General features: G+C 67.9%; 12 protein-coding genes. 10 read left to right on the forward strand and 2 right to left on the reverse strand.

Annotated features, from left to right (window positions below):
- The first annotated feature begins 386 nt into the window (after positions 1–386).
- The 7 genes from G5C60_RS19420 to G5C60_RS19450 all read left to right on the forward strand — a co-directional run bounded on the left by G5C60_RS19420 (position 387) and on the right by G5C60_RS19450 (position 10,570).
- Positions 387–1,406, forward strand: a complete 1,020-nt coding sequence (locus tag G5C60_RS19420) for a rod shape-determining protein (RefSeq protein ID WP_081217257.1) — start codon at positions 387–389, stop codon at positions 1,404–1,406.
- Positions 1,407–1,587: 181 nt separating this feature from the next.
- On the forward strand, positions 1,588–2,541 hold the full coding sequence (gene mreC, locus G5C60_RS19425) for a rod shape-determining protein MreC (RefSeq protein WP_165260942.1): 954 nt from the start codon (positions 1,588–1,590) through the stop codon (positions 2,539–2,541).
- Between the two features lie 12 nt (positions 2,542–2,553).
- A complete protein-coding gene (gene mreD, locus G5C60_RS19430; RefSeq protein ID WP_165260944.1) occupies positions 2,554–3,222 on the forward strand; it encodes a rod shape-determining protein MreD in 669 nt (222 codons plus the stop codon).
- A 160-nt stretch (positions 3,223–3,382) separates the two neighbouring features.
- On the forward strand, positions 3,383–5,635 hold the full coding sequence (gene mrdA / locus G5C60_RS19435; protein ID WP_165260946.1) for a penicillin-binding protein 2: 2,253 nt from the start codon (positions 3,383–3,385) through the stop codon (positions 5,633–5,635).
- Complete coding sequence (gene rodA, locus G5C60_RS19440; protein WP_165260948.1) at positions 5,632–6,831, forward strand: rod shape-determining protein RodA; 1,200 nt, start codon at positions 5,632–5,634, stop codon at positions 6,829–6,831. Before mrdA ends, rodA begins: the two co-directional genes overlap by 4 nt.
- Positions 6,832–6,977: 146 nt before the next feature.
- Positions 6,978–8,576: a CYTH and CHAD domain-containing protein gene (locus G5C60_RS19445; RefSeq protein ID WP_165260950.1), complete on the forward strand. Its 1,599-nt coding sequence runs from the start codon at positions 6,978–6,980 to the stop codon at positions 8,574–8,576.
- A gap of 44 nt (positions 8,577–8,620) precedes the next feature.
- Positions 8,621–10,570, forward strand: a complete 1,950-nt coding sequence (locus G5C60_RS19450) for a TIGR03960 family B12-binding radical SAM protein (RefSeq protein WP_165260952.1) — start codon at positions 8,621–8,623, stop codon at positions 10,568–10,570.
- Between the two features lie 34 nt (positions 10,571–10,604).
- Here the strand turns inward: G5C60_RS19450 and G5C60_RS19455 are convergent, their stop codons facing one another.
- Positions 10,605–11,687: a hypothetical protein gene (locus G5C60_RS19455; RefSeq protein WP_165260954.1), complete on the reverse strand. Its 1,083-nt coding sequence runs from the start codon at positions 11,685–11,687 to the stop codon at positions 10,605–10,607.
- 25 nt (positions 11,688–11,712) lie between these two features.
- Positions 11,713–12,186: a hypothetical protein gene (locus G5C60_RS19460; RefSeq protein WP_165260956.1), complete on the reverse strand. Its 474-nt coding sequence runs from the start codon at positions 12,184–12,186 to the stop codon at positions 11,713–11,715.
- A gap of 400 nt (positions 12,187–12,586) precedes the next feature.
- Between G5C60_RS19460 and G5C60_RS19465 the strand changes: the two genes are divergently transcribed.
- The 3 genes from G5C60_RS19465 to G5C60_RS19475 all read left to right on the forward strand — a co-directional run bounded on the left by G5C60_RS19465 (position 12,587) and on the right by G5C60_RS19475 (position 15,438).
- The gene (locus G5C60_RS19465) at positions 12,587–13,120 is read left to right on the forward strand and encodes a GNAT family N-acetyltransferase (protein ID WP_165260958.1); all 534 of its coding nucleotides are present in this window, start codon (positions 12,587–12,589) and stop codon (positions 13,118–13,120) included.
- A gap of 15 nt (positions 13,121–13,135) precedes the next feature.
- Positions 13,136–14,467, forward strand: coding sequence for a hypothetical protein (locus tag G5C60_RS19470; RefSeq protein ID WP_420907388.1), 1,332 nt, complete (start codon positions 13,136–13,138; stop codon positions 14,465–14,467).
- A 167-nt stretch (positions 14,468–14,634) separates the two neighbouring features.
- On the forward strand, positions 14,635–15,438 hold the full coding sequence (locus tag G5C60_RS19475; RefSeq protein ID WP_165260960.1) for a TIGR03936 family radical SAM-associated protein: 804 nt from the start codon (positions 14,635–14,637) through the stop codon (positions 15,436–15,438).
- Positions 15,439–15,584: the final 146 nt, after the last annotated feature.

Here is a 15,584-nt window from a genome sequence, read left to right on the forward strand (position 1 = left end):
GCCACGGAACCCGGCCCGGCGGAGCCCCCCGGCCCCGACCACAAGAACGGCCGCAGGCGCGACACGGCCCGCACCCACCCGGCGTACCGGAAGATTTTCTGACGTAGTGTCAAACCAAGTGCGCACCTGACCAGGGGCGGTTGCGAAAAAGGCGGGCGTAGCCTGGCATATGCGTGGCGATCGGGGGAACGCTTGCCTCCATTGGCTCGTCTCCACAAGCGAGGCGGCACATCATCTGCTGACAATGGCGAAGACCCTCGCGCGGTGTTCGGTGCAGGCGAGACTACGATGGAAGCCTTCACGTCACAGCGCTCAACCCTCGCCGACCTAACAAGCCATCAAAAGCTCCACTTGGGAAGGCCAGACGAATCCTGATGGGGAACTCAATGTCGTTCATCGGCCGTGACATGGCTGTCGACCTCGGGACCGCCAACACGCTGGTGTACGTCAGGGGTCGAGGGATCGTACTCAACGAGCCGTCCGTCGTCGCGATCAACACCAACACTGGTGGAATTCTCGCGGTCGGCGCGGAGGCGAAGAAGATGATCGGCCGGACACCCGGCAACATCGTCGCCGTGCGCCCGCTGAAGGACGGCGTCATCGCCGACTTCGAGATCACCGAGCGGATGCTCCGCTACTTCATCCTGAAGATCCACAAGCGGCGGTATCTCGCCCGTCCTCGTGTCGTGGTCTGTGTGCCCTCCGGGATCACGGGCGTCGAGCGGCGCGCCGTCATCGAGGCCTCCTCGCAAGCCGGTGCGCGCCAGGTGCACATCATCGAGGAGCCGATGGCCGCGGCCATCGGCTCCGGCCTGCCGGTCCACGAGGCCACGGGCAACATGGTGGTGGACATCGGCGGCGGCACCACGGAGGTCGCGGTCATCTCGCTCGGCGGAATCGTCACGGCACAGTCCATCCGCGTCGCGGGCGACGAACTGGACAACGCGATCATCCAGCACATCAAGAAGGAGTACTCGCTCCTCCTCGGTGAGCGGACGGCCGAGCAGATCAAGATCACCATCGGCTCTGCGTACGATCTCGACACCGACGAGCACACCGAAATCCGCGGCCGGGACCTCGTGTCCGGTCTGCCGAAGACCGTCGTCATCTCCGCGGCCGAAGTCCGGAAGGCCATTGAAGAGCCGGTCAACGCCATCGTCGACGCGGTGAAGACCACGCTCGACAAGTGTCCGCCCGAGCTCTCCGGTGACGTCATGGACCGGGGGATCGTTCTTACGGGTGGTGGTGCGCTGCTGCGCGGGCTCGACGAGCGGCTGCGGCGTGAGACCGGTATGCCGATCCATATCGCCGAGGACCCGCTGGACAGCGTGGCGCTCGGCTCCGGCAAGTGCGTGGAGGAGTTCGAGGCGCTCCAGCAGGTGCTGGACGCCCAGCCCCGCAGATGACGTAACTCTTCGATTCCGCCGTACGAGACGATCTCTTCTCGTGCGGCGGATCGTTGATATGGAGACATAAGCTCCCGCGATATGGAGACATAAGCTCCCACATAGCGCCCCGGCGCCCCTGCCTCGGGGAGCCCTCCACAAGAACACAAGAATTCCGACGAGGAAGGCACGGCCGCCGCACGTGAGGGACACACGAGAGAGCCGGCTGCTCCTGGTGCTGCTGATCGCCATCGCGTTCGCATTGATCACGGTGGACATCCGCGGCGGCGAGGACTCACCCGTCGACGGGGCCCGCTCGGCCGCCGCCACGGTCTTCGGCCCGATCGAGGACGGGGTGTCCACCGCGGTCGACCCCGTCGGCAACGCGATCGCTGCGGTCCGCGACTCCGGCGACCGGCACGACAGGGTCGCCCAACTGGAGCGTGACAACGCCGCGTTGAAGGCGAAGCTGGGCAGTGACGACCGTAACCGCAGCCGGCTGAAACAGCTCGACAAGATTCTGAAGACGGCGGGCGCCGGGCAGTACGGCATCAAGGGCGCCGAGGTCATCGCGATAGGAGCGGCCCAGGGCTTCTCCTGGACCGTCACCATCGACGTCGGCGCGAACGACGGCATCAAGCGCGACATGACCGTCCTGAACGGTGACGGTCTGGTCGGGCGGGTGACCACCGTCGGGCCGAACACCGCCACCGTGCTGCTCGCCAGCGACCCGGACTTCACGGTCGGTACGCGCATGGAGGCCACCGACGAACTCGGCTTCGCCTCCGGCCAGGGCGACCGCCCGCTGCGCGTGGAGATGCTCAACGGCAAGGCCGAGATCAAGAAGGGCGACCGCCTCGTCACCTTCGGATCCCAGGCCGACAAGCCGTTCGTACCCGGCGTCCCCGTCGGCGTCGTCTCCCGCGTCGACCCCTCCGGCGGCGACCTGACCCGCACGATCTACGTCGAGCCGTACGTCGGCTTCACCAAGCTCGACATCGTCGGCGTCGTCACCGAGAACCCGCCCAGGGACCCCCGTGACCAGGTGCTGCCCCCCAAACCCAAGCCGACCCCCACGCCGACGGTGACCGTGACGGTCACCCCGTCGGCCGAGGTGCCCGCCGACGGCCTGCCGCAAGAGCAGCAAGAGCAGTAGGAGCTGAATCCCGTGCGCTTCAACCGAATGCTGCTCTCCGCCACCCTGGTGATCGTCGCCCTGGTGATCCAGGTGAGCATCCTCGCCCGCCTCCACCTCCCCGGCGCCGTACCGGACTTGCTGCTGCTCACCGTCCTGGGCCTCGCCCTGGTGTACGGCCACGTCGGCGGCGCCTTCGTCGGCTTCGGCGCCGGCCTCCTCGCCGACCTCGCGCCACCCGCCGACCATGCCGCCGGGCGCTACGCCCTCGTGCTGTGCGTCATCGGCTATCTCGTCGGCCTCGCCAAGCCCGACAACGGCCAGCTCAGGTCCGCGACCGGCCCGATGGTCGTGGTCGTCGCCGCCGCGATCGGCTCCACACTTCTGTACGCGGGAGTCGGCGCCCTCGTCGGCGACACCGCCGCCCGCCATGTGGGCCTGGGCAGCCTGCTGTTCACGGCCGCCCTGTACGACCTGCTGCTCGCGCCCTTCGTGGTCCCCGGGATCATGGCGCTGGCCCGGCGCGCCGACAACGACCCGCTCGCCGAGACCACCACCTCCGCCAAGACGGACGTCACCGCGGGCTGGCTGTCGTCCGGCACGGGGCTGCGGCTCGGTGGGCAGCGGGGTGGGCTCCGTATGAAGTCCGCGAAGTCGCGCGTTGCGCGGGCGGGACGGATCAAGGGGGTCAAGCGGCTTTGACCCCTGTCCCTACCCTTCCCATCCCTGAGGGCTGCGCCCCCAGACCCCCCTTGAGACGTCGTATTTCGGCTGCGGGTACGCCGTGGCTTGTCGCGCAGTTCCCCGCGCCCCTAACGGGGCGCATGTCCCGTACGCGTGTTGAGAGGGGGAGGCAGCAGCCGTGACCAATATTCCTGAGACCGGGCGGACCCCACGGGTTCAGATTCGGCTCGTCATCATTCAGATTCTTGTGTTCTCCCTCCTTGCCACCCTCGGCGGACGCCTCTGGTATCTCCAGATCCGCGAGGGCGACGCCTACGCCAAGGAGGCGTCCGGCAACCACGTTCAACAGGTCGTCAGCCCCGCCGTACGCGGCTCGATCCTCGACGCCCGCGGCGTGCCGATCGCCGACAACGAGACCCGGCTCGTGGTCTCCGCCTCGCGCACCGACCTGCTGAAGATGAAGGACGACGGCCAGGCGGTCCTCACCAAGCTCGCCGGCGTTCTGGGCATGAAGCCCAAGGACGTCATGGACAAGGTGCGGCTGTGCGACTCCAAGACGCCCCAGCCGTGCTGGAACGGCTCGCCCTACCAGCCGATCCCCATCACCGACGAGGCCACGCCCAAGCAGGCCCTTCAGATCCGCGAACGCTCCGAGGCCTTCCCCGGCATCACCGCCGAGCCTCAGGCCGTACGCCGCTACGCGAGCCCCGGTGACGCCAACACCGCGCAGGTTCTCGGCTATCTCTCGCCCGTCACGGACGAGGAGATCAAGGAAGCGGAGAACACCGAGTCCCCGTATCTCCGCTCCGACATGGTCGGCCGGTCAGGGCTCGAGCGCGAGTACGACAAGCAGTTGCGCGGCAAGGCCGGCGTCACCCGCTACGAGGTCGACAACCTCGGGCGCGTCATGGGCGAGGCCAAGAGCGACCCGGCCGAGCCCGGCGCGAACCTCGTCACCAGCATCGACGCCCGCGTCCAGCGCGTCGCCGAGTACGAGCTGAACGACGCGATGAAGAAGGCCCGCGATGTGTACGACAAGAACACCGGCGAGAAGTACAAGGCGGACTCCGGCGCCGTCGTCGTCATGGAGGCCAAGACCGGGCGCATCGTCTCCATGGCGTCCAGCCCGACGTACGACCCGAACGCCTGGGTCGGCGGAATCTCCGGCAAGGACTACGCCAGGCTCACCGGCAAGGACTCCAACTACCCGCTCCTGAACCGGGCGATCCAGGGCCAGTCCGCACCCGGCTCCATCTTCAAGGTCATCCCGACGGCCGCCGCGATCAACGCGGGTTACCCCTTCGACGGCCCGTACCAGTGCTCCAGCTCGTACTCCATCGGCGGCCAGGTCTTCAAGAACTTCGAGTCCAAGGGGTACGGCCCGATCAGCCTCGGCCGTGCCCTGGAGGTCTCCTGCGACACCGTCTTCTACCGGCTCGGCCACGAGGAGTGGAAGCGGGACGGCGGCACCAAGCCGAAGAAGAACCCTGACGACTGGTTCTACAAGACCGCCCACCAGTTCGGCCTCGGCAAGGAGACCGGTATCGACCTGCCGAACGAGGTCACCGGGCGCGTCCCCGACCGTCAGTGGAAGCAGGACTACTGGAAGGCCAACAAGAACTCCTGGTGCAAGACCGGCAAGAAGAGCGGCGACTACGCCGAGCGCATCGCGTACGAGAACTGCCTCGAGGGCAACAAGATGCGTGCCGGTGACTCCGTCAACTACTCCATCGGCCAGGGCGACACGCTCGTCACACCGATCCAGATGGCCACGATCTACTCGGCGATCGCCAACGGCGGCACCCTCTACGACCCCACCGTCGGCAAGGCGATCGTCGGCGCCGACGGGAAGAGCGTCCAGGAGATCGCCCCGAAGTCGCACGGCAAGCTGCCGATAACGCAGAAGACGCGCGACGAGATGGACGAAGCCCTCGCGGGAGTCGCCACCCGCGGTACGGCCGCCTGGCGTTTCGCCGATGTCGGCTGGCCGCAGGACAAGATCCCGATGCACGCCAAGACGGGTACGGCCGAGGTCTACGGCAAGCAGACGACGTCGTGGTTCGCCACGTACACCAAGGACTACACGGTCGTCATGACGATCTCCCAGGGTGGTACGGGTTCCGGCGCCTCGGGACCCGCCGTGCGCAACATCTACGACGCGCTGTACGGCGTCTCCGACGACGGCGACATCAACAAGAAGAAGGCCCTGCTGCCCGAGCCGCAGAAGAGCCTGCCGAAGATCGAGCCGGACGGTTCGATCGACTCCCCGAAGATCAAGCCGTACGTGCCGTCCCCTGAGGCGAGCGAGGGGGCCCAGCAGGTGGGAACCGGTGACGACCCGGCCGCCACGGTGCCCTCGCCGACCCCCGGCAACCGCGACACGCGAAGGCGCACCGACCGCCGCAAGAAGAGGCGGAGGACCACCTCATGACGGGCGCGAACGGCTTCTCCGTCTCCGGGTACGGCCCCCAACGCCCCGTCTGGGCACGGCTGTTCGCCCGCGACTCGCTGGCACGCCGGCTCGACTGGCCGATACTGCTCGCGGCCATCGCGCTCTCCTTGATCGGCGCGGCCCTCGTCTACTCGGCGACCCGCAACCGCACCGAGCTCAACCAGGGCGACCCGTACTACTTCCTGGTCCGGCACCTGCTCAACTCGGGCATCGGCTTCGCCCTGATGATCGGCACGGTTTGGCTCGGCCACCGCACGCTGCGCACGGCCGTGCCCATCCTGTACGGCATCTCGGTGTTCCTGATCCTGCTGGTGCTGACCCCGCTCGGCGCGACGATCAACGGCTCGCACGCCTGGATCAAGCTCCCCGGCGGCTTCTCGCTCCAGCCCTCCGAGTTCGTGAAGATCACGATCATCCTGGGCATGGCGATGCTGCTCGCGGCCAGGGTCGACGCGGGCGACAAGCCGTACCCCGACCACCGCACGGTCCTGCAGTCCCTGGGCCTGGCCACCGTGCCGATACTGATCGTCCTGCTCATGCCCGACCTCGGCTCGGTCATGGTCATGGTGATCATCGTGCTCGGCATACTGCTCGCCTCCGGTGCCTCCAACCGCTGGGTGTTCGGCCTCATGGGCACGGGCGCCGTCGGCGCGATCACGGTCTGGCAGCTGGGGATCCTCGACGAGTACCAGATCAACCGCTTCGCCGCCTTCGCCAACCCCGAACTCGACCCGGCCGGCGTCGGCTACAACACCAACCAGGCCCGGATCGCGATCGGTTCCGGTGGCCTCTTCGGCACCGGCCTCGGCAAGGGCTCGCAGACCACCGGCCAGTTCGTCCCCGAACAGCAGACGGACTTCGTCTTCACGGTCGCGGGCGAGGAACTCGGCTTTCTCGGCGCGGGCCTGATCCTGCTGCTGCTCGGCGTCGTGCTGTGGCGGGCCTGCCGTATCGCCCGCGAGACGACTGAGCTGTACGGCACGATCGTCGCCGCCGGGATCATCGCCTGGTTCGCCTTCCAGTCCTTCGAGAACGTCGGCATGACGCTGGGCATCATGCCGGTGGCGGGTCTGCCGCTGCCCTTCGTGTCGTACGGAGGGTCGTCGATGTTCGCCGTGTGGGTGGCTGTGGGGTTGTTGCAGTCGATCAGAGTGCAGCGGCCGATGTCCGCGTAGGCGGGGAGCGGGGATGTCGCCGGGGGAAGCGCGAAGTAACGCCCGGAAGGAAGTAACGCCCAGAAGAACGTGAAATGTGTCTCGGATGGCGAGCGCGTGCCTTCTGGGGGCTGCCCCCGATATGGAATCGTGACTAGATTCGGTCCATGGCGGACACAAAGCGGGAGATCGAGCGTAAATACGAAGCCGGTGAGAGTACGGGGCTTCCGGATCTGACCGGCGTCAGCGGCGTCGCGGGCGTCATCGACAAGGGCGTCGCCGAACTCGACGCGACCTACTACGACACGGCCGACCAGCGGCTCGCCGCCGCATCGATCACCCTGCGCCGCCGCACCGGAGGCGACGACGCGGGCTGGCACCTGAAACTGCCGGTCTCCGACGGCGTACGCGACGAGATCCACGCCCCGCTGTCCGACACGCTGCCCCGCACCCTGGCCGGACTCGTCCGCTCCCGCGTGCGCGACACCGAACTGCTCCCCGTCGTACGGCTGAAGTCCGCGCGCGACGTCCGCCACCTCGTCGACGCCTCCGGCGGCCTGCTCGCCGAGGTCAGCGTCGACCGCGTACACGCCGAGCGGCTCAGCGGCGGCGACGGTACGACGGAATGGACCGAGATCGAGGTCGAACTGGGCGACGACCGCGACCCCGCCTTCCTCGACAAGGTCGAGAAGAAACTCCGTAAGGCAGGCATCAGCCGCTCCAAGTCGGCGTCCAAACTGGCCAGAGCGCTGGGGGAGACCGGGCGGACGGGGGAGAACAGGCGGACTGGGGAGAACGGGAAGGCCGTACGCAAGAAGCCCAAGGCCGTTGCCACCAAGGCCGTCGCCACCGCCACCAAGGCCGTCGTCACCAAGGAGCCGGTCACCGCGGGCGACCACGTCCTCGCGTACGTACGCGACCAGCGTGACGCACTCGTCGAACTCGACCCCGCCGTACGGCGCGACGTGTACGACTCCGTGCACCGGATGCGAGTCGCCACCCGCCGCCTGCGCAGCAGCTTCCGCTCGTACGGGAAAGTCCTGGACCGGGCCGTCACGGACCCGATCGGCGACGAACTGAAGTGGCTGGCCGGGGAGTTGGGCGTCGACCGCGACCAAGAAGTGCTGACGGAGCGACTGACCACGGCCCTCGACGAGCTGCCGCGCGCCCTGTCCGTCGGCCCCGTCCGCACCCGCCTGCGCACCTGGGCGCACGCCCGTCGCGGCGGATCGCGCCGCCGGCTGATCGCGGTCCTCGACGGGAAGCGGTACCTGGACCTGCTCGCCGCCCTCGACGCACTGATCGCCGAACCGCCACTGCTCAAGGCCGCCGCCGGACCGCCGGACAGAGTGATCGGCAAGGCCGTCCGCGGCGACTTCGCGAAGCTGTCCGCCCTGGTCGTGCAGTCCATGGAGGTGCCGGCAGGGCCGGACCGCGACCTCGCGATCCACGAGGCCCGCAAGAAGGCCAAGCGCACCCGGTACGCGGCGGAGGCAGCCACCAAGGCGCTGGGCGAGCCCGCCGTCGACATGGTCAGGTCGATGAAGTCCCTCCAGGGCCTGCTCGGCGACCACCAGGACAGCGTGATGGTCCGCCTCGCCCTGCGTGACCTCGCCACCCAGGCGCACGCGGCGGGGGAGAACTCCTTCACGTACGGGGTGCTGTACGGCAGGGAGGAGCAGCGGGCGGCGGCGGTCGAGCGGGCGCTGCCGGAGGCTTGGGGGTCGATCTTCGCCGCGGCCGGAGGGCTCCTTGGGACGCGTTAGTCTTGAGGGTCACCCCTGTCAAGCTCACGAAGGTCCCCACCACGATGTCTGTCGAGTCGGTCTTTCCACAGCTCGAGGCCCTGCTCCCGCATGTGCAGAAGCCCATTCAGTACGTCGGCGGTGAGCTGAACTCCACCGTCAAACCGTGGGACGAGTGCGACGTCAGGTGGGCGCTCATGTACCCCGACGCGTACGAGGTCGGGCTGCCCAACCAGGGCGTACAGATCCTCTACGAGGTGCTGAACGAGCGCCAGGGCGTGCTCGCGGAGCGCACGTACAGCGTGTGGCCCGACCTCGAGGAGCTGATGCGGGAACACGGCGTCCCGCAGTTCACGGTGGACAGCCACCGCCCGGTCCGCGCCTTCGACGTGCTCGGACTCAGCTTCTCCACGGAACTCGGCTACACGAACATGCTGGCCGCCCTGGACCTCGCGGGAATCCCCCTGGAGTCGAAGGACCGTGGGCTCGACGACCCGATCGTCCTCGCCGGAGGCCACGCCGCCTTCAACCCCGAGCCGATCGCCGACTTCATCGACGCGGCGATCATCGGCGACGGCGAGCAGGCCGTCCTCGACATGACGCAGATCATCCGCGGCTGGAAGGCCGAGGGGCGGCCGGGCGGCCGCGAGGAGGTGCTGTTCCGCCTCGCGAAGACCGGCAGCGTCTACATCCCGGCGTTCTACGACGTGGAGTACCTGCCCGACGGCCGCATCGGCCGTGTCGTACCGAACAAGTCCGGAGTCCCGTGGCGCGTGTCCAAGCACACGGTCATGGACCTGGACGAGTGGCCGTACCCCAAGCAGCCGCTGGTGCCTCTGGCGGAGACGGTCCACGAGCGGATGTCGGTGGAGATCTTCCGCGGCTGCACGCGCGGCTGCCGCTTCTGCCAGGCCGGCATGATCACGCGCCCGGTGCGCGAGCGCTCCATCACGGGCATCGGCGAGATGGTCGACAAGGGGCTGAAGGCGACGGGGTTCGAGGAGGTCGGACTTCTTTCGTTGTCGAGCGCCGACCACTCGGAGATCGGCGACATCGCGAAGGGCCTCGCGGACCGGTACGAGGAGGACAAGGTCGGCCTGTCGCTGCCCTCCACCCGGGTGGACGCCTTCAACATCGACCTAGCGAACGAGCTCACTCGTAACGGCCGCAGGTCGGGCCTGACCTTCGCGCCCGAAGGCGGTTCGGAACGCATCCGCAAGGTCATCAACAAGATGGTCTCGGAGGACGATCTGATCCGCACGGTCGCCACCGCCTACGGCAACGGCTGGCGCCAGGTGAAGCTGTACTTCATGTGCGGCCTGCCGACGGAGACGGACGACGACGTCCTCCAGATCGCCGACATGGCGACGCGCGTGATCCAGAAGGGCCGCGAGGTCTCGGGCCAGAACGACATCCGCTGCACGGTGTCGATCGGCGGCTTCGTCCCCAAGCCCCACACCCCCTTCCAGTGGGCCCCGCAGCTGTCGGCAAAGGACACGGACGCCCGCCTGGAGAAGCTCCGCGACAAGATCCGCGGCGACAAGAAGTACGGCCGCTCCATCGGCTTCCGCTACCACGACGGCAAGCCGGGCATCGTCGAGGGCCTGCTCTCGCGCGGCGACCGCCGCATCGGCGCCGTCATCCGCGCCGTCTACGAGGACGGCGGCCGCTTCGACGGCTGGCGTGAGCACTTCTCGTACGACCGCTGGATGCAGTGCGCCGACAAAACGCTGCCCGCGTACGGCGTGGACGTCGACTGGTACACCACCCGCGAGCGTACGTACGAGGAGGTCCTCCCCTGGGACCACCTCGACTCCGGCCTCGACAAGGACTGGCTCTGGGAGGACTGGCAGGACGCCCTCGACGAGACGGAGGTCGAGGACTGCCGCTGGACGCCTTGCTTTGACTGCGGCGTCTGCCCTGCCATGGACACCGAGATCCAGGTCGGCCCGACGGGCAAGAAGCTGCTGCCGCTGACGGTCAAGAACGCTGCGACCAGCGGGCACGCGCACTGAGCACTCCCTGGGGGTCTCCTTAGCAGGGATCTCCCTAGTCGGCAGTCACCACTTGGAATACCGCAATCAGAATGGGCAGGACCAATGTGGTTGCACTGCGAGTCAGTGTGCGCATGGGCGGGGGCAGCGAGTGCTGCGCGGCCATTTCTCCCCGCACTTGGGACAACGCCTGGAGGCTGTAGTAAACACGAGCAGCTTCGTCCAAAGGCAAGCGGTCTGCGTGACGCAGACGCAGAACGAGTGCCTCCATCTGCGGGGCGAGCTGATCCAGAGCCTCCTCCTTATGGCGCTCGAGCAGCCTATAGATATAGATAGAAGGAATGGTGAAGAATCCAAGCCCACCCGCAAAGAGATATGCCACATAGATCAGCACAATTACTTGCGAGGTGGCGCTGAGATGCTCTCGAATGATGAGCAAGACAGGGATCATCAGCGTGCCCGTACTAAAAATGACGCCCATCACTTGCAAGACGGAATATGCCTTGTCGATCAACTTTGACGGCGTCGATCGATAAGGGCTCCACCGTAGGCGGACGGTCGCCGCAGCGGCTGGAATGACTGCGAGAGCTTTCATGAATCCCCATGCCCCGCTGGCGGCGGTGAGCCCGAAATGGGTCACCACAATTAAGCCCGCCGCAGTTTCCCATCCGCCTCGCACGGGGATGATGGAATCCACGGTGGCGACTGAGGCCAAGAGTGCCACGGCGGCAAGAAGCCCGAGCGGCAGCACAATGTGATAGTAAAGCCTGTCAATTTTGTTGAGTCTGTGCTGGATGGCAGGGAGGTCCCAACCCTCCAAAGTGCCCTCCCTGTTGAACTCGGCGAGAAGATCCTCTTCCATGAACTCGCCGTGCTGCATGAGAAGAGGGGCAAGGGTGATCAGAGAACCGGCAAGCGGGATCGCCAAGCGAAGGCTGGAGAAATCCCCTACGATTTTGTCTTGTACGTCAAAAAGAAACCATGCCCAAAAGGCCAAGGTGGGCGCGAGTCCAAATGTGAGAAGATTCCCTAAACGCTGACGGTGGCGATTTGCGGAGAAGAAGGGGATTCGCCGGGGGATTTCTGTGAATGGTGTCACCCAGACAGTGAGGGACACGGCAGTACCGCCAGCCGTCATGTCTCATTCCCCCGGCCTTGAGTATTCAGAGATAGCTCGTGCAGTGCGCCTTGGCCCCCCGTTTGGCCACGCAAGCCTTCACGTCGAGGTCGGCGGACACCATCGGAGTGTGGAATGCATTGATCAGGTTCGACGACTGGCCCTCGTGGATCCTGCCGTCGACCGTCCCCCAGATTCGCTCCGTCGGCTTGCTCAGTCCTCGCCGCTCAAGGAAGTACGTCGCGGATGCCGGCCCACTGGTGAGGACGACCCACTTCATGTGGCAGTCGCTGGACTCGTAGACGCGGGCCGTGCCGACACCCTTGAGCACCACGGCGTCACCGAGCGCACGGGCGTCTCGCCCGCAGCCTTGCGCGTACGGGTCCGAACTCAGGGGCTTGACCCCGTCTTGTCCGGCTGTGGCGACTGGTGTGGGCGTGGCCACGGCGTCGCCCTGTGACAGGACGGTGATTGCCGCTACGGCGATGCTCGCGATCGCGGTGATCACGGCAACGATCACGGTTGGGTCGAACCGGTGCCGTGACCGGCGGGCCTCATCCTGCTGCGGCTCTGCCGCCCCGTCAGCAGATGCTGCCGAGTCGGCCGGTGATGGTGCTGTCATCCCTGGTTCCTCTGCACAAGCCGTCTCACCTGATCTTCGGGTGACGGTGCCATGCCCGGCGGCGGAGCCTTTTGGATTCAGCGGTTGATTCCCCTGTTTGAGTGACCGGACCTCATGGGCGGACGCAAGCAGAGGGAGCGCTGGGGCCGTGCCCAGCGCGATCCGGTCGTTCTGGACCGTCGTGTTCGAGTTCGCCACGCCGGTTGTTCTCGGCGCTTCGGGCCGGCGACGGCCCGGTGGGCGGCCGTCGGCGGAAACGCCATGGCCGGACCCTCGTGCGCCCCGGCACAATGATCCGATGCCGCAACTCATCCGCCCTGACCCCCGCTTCCGTACGTCCTTCCTGGCAGCGGTCCAGGAGAATCTCGCCGAGGGTGAGTACTTCGGCAACAGCCTCAAGCGAGAGCTCGCCGTGTACGGCGACAGCTGGCACGAGGCGGACGGGTTCGCGCGCTATGTCGCCGCCGTCCGCGAGGAGGAGTTGGAGGAGGGGCGCCGGCCCGAGGGTTTTGTGCCCGGGAGTTGGTACTGGTACGTGGACGGTGAGACCTATCTCGGGCGGATACAGCTGCGCCACCGTCTGACACCCCACCTTCGCGACTACGGCGGCCACATCGGCTACGGCGTACGGCCGACCGCGCGGCGGAACGGGTACGCCACCGCCATGCTCCGCGACGTCCTGCCGTACGCGCGTGCCCTCGGCCTCGACCGGGTGCTCGTCACCTGTGACACCACCAACGTCGGTTCCCGCAAGGTCATCGAGGCCAATCGTGGAGAGTTCGAGGACGAGCGGGACGGAAAGCTGCGTTTCTGGATCCGTACGGGCCGCTGACGCGTCTTCGTCGGCATGGACCTGGAAAAGCCGTCGTCCGCGATGCGTGAGCCGCGGCCGTACGAGCGGCCGTACGAGTCGAAGCAACAGCGGGATGAGGCGCCCGAGGGGTGTCTCGCGGTCGCGATCCGCATCCCCGTGCGGATCGTGGTGTTCGTGCTGGTCGTGCCGGTGCGGATGGTGTGGGACGCGCTGGTGGTCGGCGGGCGTTTCCTCAGGGACACGGTGTTCCGACCGCTGGGGCGGGCGGTCATGTGGGTGCTCGCGCCTGTCGGGCGGTCAGTCGTGTGGCTGGCCGAGGGAGTTGTGACGGTCCTCGGGTGGCTGGCCAAGCTGGTGTTCGTGTGGCCGTGGGTGGGGCTGTGGCGGTACGTGGTCGTGCCTGTCGGCCGGGGTCTGGGGTGGCTCGGACATGTGCTGCTCGTCGTGCCGACCGTGTGGCTGTACGCGCACGTGCTGACGCCTGTCGGGCACGCGATCGTGTGGGCCCTGCGGGGGTTCGGGGCCGGGTGCGCCTGGTTGTGGCGAGTGCTGGTGGTCGTTCCGGCGGGCTGGCTGTACGCGCGGCTGCTCGCGCCGACCGGGCGGGGCATCGCCTGGGTGGCGCGGGGTGTCGTCGCCGGTGTGGCGTGGGTGGCCCTGACCGTGTGGGCGGGGATCGCCTGGGTCGGCCTGGGTGTGTGGGCCGGTGTGACGTGGATCTGCCGTGGGGTGTGGGCAGGTGTCGCGTGGGTCGCTCGTGGCGTGTGGGCCGGTGTGGCATGGATCGGTGGTGGTCTGTGGGCCGGTGCGACGTGGGTCGGTCGTGCGGTCTGGGCGGGGGTGACCTGGGTCGCGATCGTGGTCGGGACGTTGCTGCGATGGGTCTTCGTCGTGCCGGCCGTCGCGCTGTGGCGCTGGGTGCTCGCGCCGGTCGGGCGGGGGATCGCCGTCGTCGCGCGCGAGATCGGCGCGGCGCTGGGGCATGCGTGGCGGGTCGCCGGGTATGTGTCGCTCGCCGTCGGGCGGTTCCTCGGGCGGCTCTTCCGGTGGATCTTCGTGGAGCCGGTGCGGTGGGCGTACAAGAGCGTGCTGACCCCCGTCGGACACGTCGTACGGGACGCGATCTGGCGGCCCGCCGCCGAAGCCGCGCGGAGCGTGGGGCGCAGCACCAGGCAGGCACTGGCGAGCGCCCGTGAGACGGTGCGGCAGACCCGGGCGGACATCCGGCGGATGCTCTTCGGGGCGCCGCCGGCTCCTGAACCGGTGCCCTTGACCGAGGGACTGCGGGAACCCACCGTGGTTCCTGCGCGTACTCTGGGTGGTAGGTCCGGACGCGACGACCTGTCCCCGCCGACGCGGGGGTGATCCGGATCGGACGACGCCGGAAGGCGTCATCCGCCACCGTTCCCGCCGACGCGGGGGCGACGAGGTCCACCGCACGTCCACGAGGCGGCGCACCACGTACCGCCTCACAGCGAGGAGAAGAACCACTGGGCAAGCGACAGCCCGAAGGCCCGCCGCCCGCACCCGCGGTGCAGCGCATCCGACTGCGCTACACCAAGCGCGGCCGCCTCCGGTTCACCAGCCACCGCGACTTCCAGCGCGCCTTCGAGCGTGCGCTGCGCCGCGCCGAGGTGCCGATGGCGTACTCGGCGGGGTTCACCCCGCACCCGAAGGTGTCGTACGCCAATGCCGCACCCACCGGCACGGGCAGCGAGGCCGAGTACCTGGAGATCGCGCTCACCGAAGCGCGCGACCCCGACAAGCTGCGTGCCCTCCTCGACGAGTCGCTGCCCGCCGGGCTCGACGTCGTCGACGCGGTGGAGGCCCGTACGTCGGGTCTCGCCGACCGGCTCACGGCCTCCGTGTGGGAGCTGCGCCTCGACGGCGTGGCGCCCGCGGACGCCGAGCGCGCGGTCGACGCCTTCAAGGAGGCCGAGACCGTCGAGGTCCAGCGCAAGATGAAGAACGGCATGCGTACCTTCGACGCCCGCGCCGCGGTCGCGAGCCTGGAGGCGCACAGTGCCGAGCCTGAGACGCACAGTCCACAGGCTGATAGGCCGACCGACCAGCCCTGTGCGATACTGCGGCTGGTTGTTCGGCACGTGACGCCTGCCGTACGACCCGACGACGTCCTGTCCGGTCTCCGAGCTGTGGCCGACCTGGCGCCGCCGGTCCCCGCAGCGGTGACCAGGCTGGCGCAGGGGCTTTTCGATGAAGAGACCGGCACGGTGACCGACCCGCTCGCGCCCGACCGCGAGGCAGTGGCCGCCGCCCCGCTCATGGCCGCAGCCACAGCCGCCGCGAAAGCGCCGGTGCCGGAAGGTCCCGCGTAAGGACGGATGTCGTAGCGCCGCCCTCGTACTCGGGAGCCACCTGGGTCGGGCAGCGCACCGACCACAAGACTTTCGCCAGGCCGTACGCACACATGGCGTACGGAACCGGCGAGACAGGACACAGAGAGCTCCCGTGCGGCGCCCGC

Source organism: Streptomyces scabichelini, from assembly GCF_011045015.1.
Taxonomy (GTDB): Bacteria; Actinomycetota; Actinomycetes; order Streptomycetales; family Streptomycetaceae; genus Streptomyces; species Streptomyces scabichelini.

What these genes read in the sequence shown, in the direction of transcription:
- G5C60_RS19420 (WP_081217257.1), top strand. Translation starts at nt 387, where the DNA reads ATGTCGTTCATCGGCCGTGACATGGCTGTCGACCTCGGGACCGCCAAC.
- rodA (WP_165260948.1), top strand. Translation starts at nt 5,632, where the DNA reads ATGACGGGCGCGAACGGCTTCTCCGTCTCCGGGTACGGCCCCCAACGC.
- G5C60_RS19445 (WP_165260950.1), top strand. Translation starts at nt 6,978, where the DNA reads ATGGCGGACACAAAGCGGGAGATCGAGCGTAAATACGAAGCCGGTGAG.
- G5C60_RS19450 (WP_165260952.1), top strand. Translation starts at nt 8,621, where the DNA reads ATGTCTGTCGAGTCGGTCTTTCCACAGCTCGAGGCCCTGCTCCCGCAT.
- G5C60_RS19455 (WP_165260954.1), bottom strand. Translation starts at nt 11,687, where the DNA reads ATGACGGCTGGCGGTACTGCCGTGTCCCTCACTGTCTGGGTGACACCA.
- G5C60_RS19465 (WP_165260958.1), top strand. Translation starts at nt 12,587, where the DNA reads ATGCCGCAACTCATCCGCCCTGACCCCCGCTTCCGTACGTCCTTCCTG.
- G5C60_RS19470 (WP_420907388.1), top strand. Translation starts at nt 13,136, where the DNA reads ATGGACCTGGAAAAGCCGTCGTCCGCGATGCGTGAGCCGCGGCCGTAC.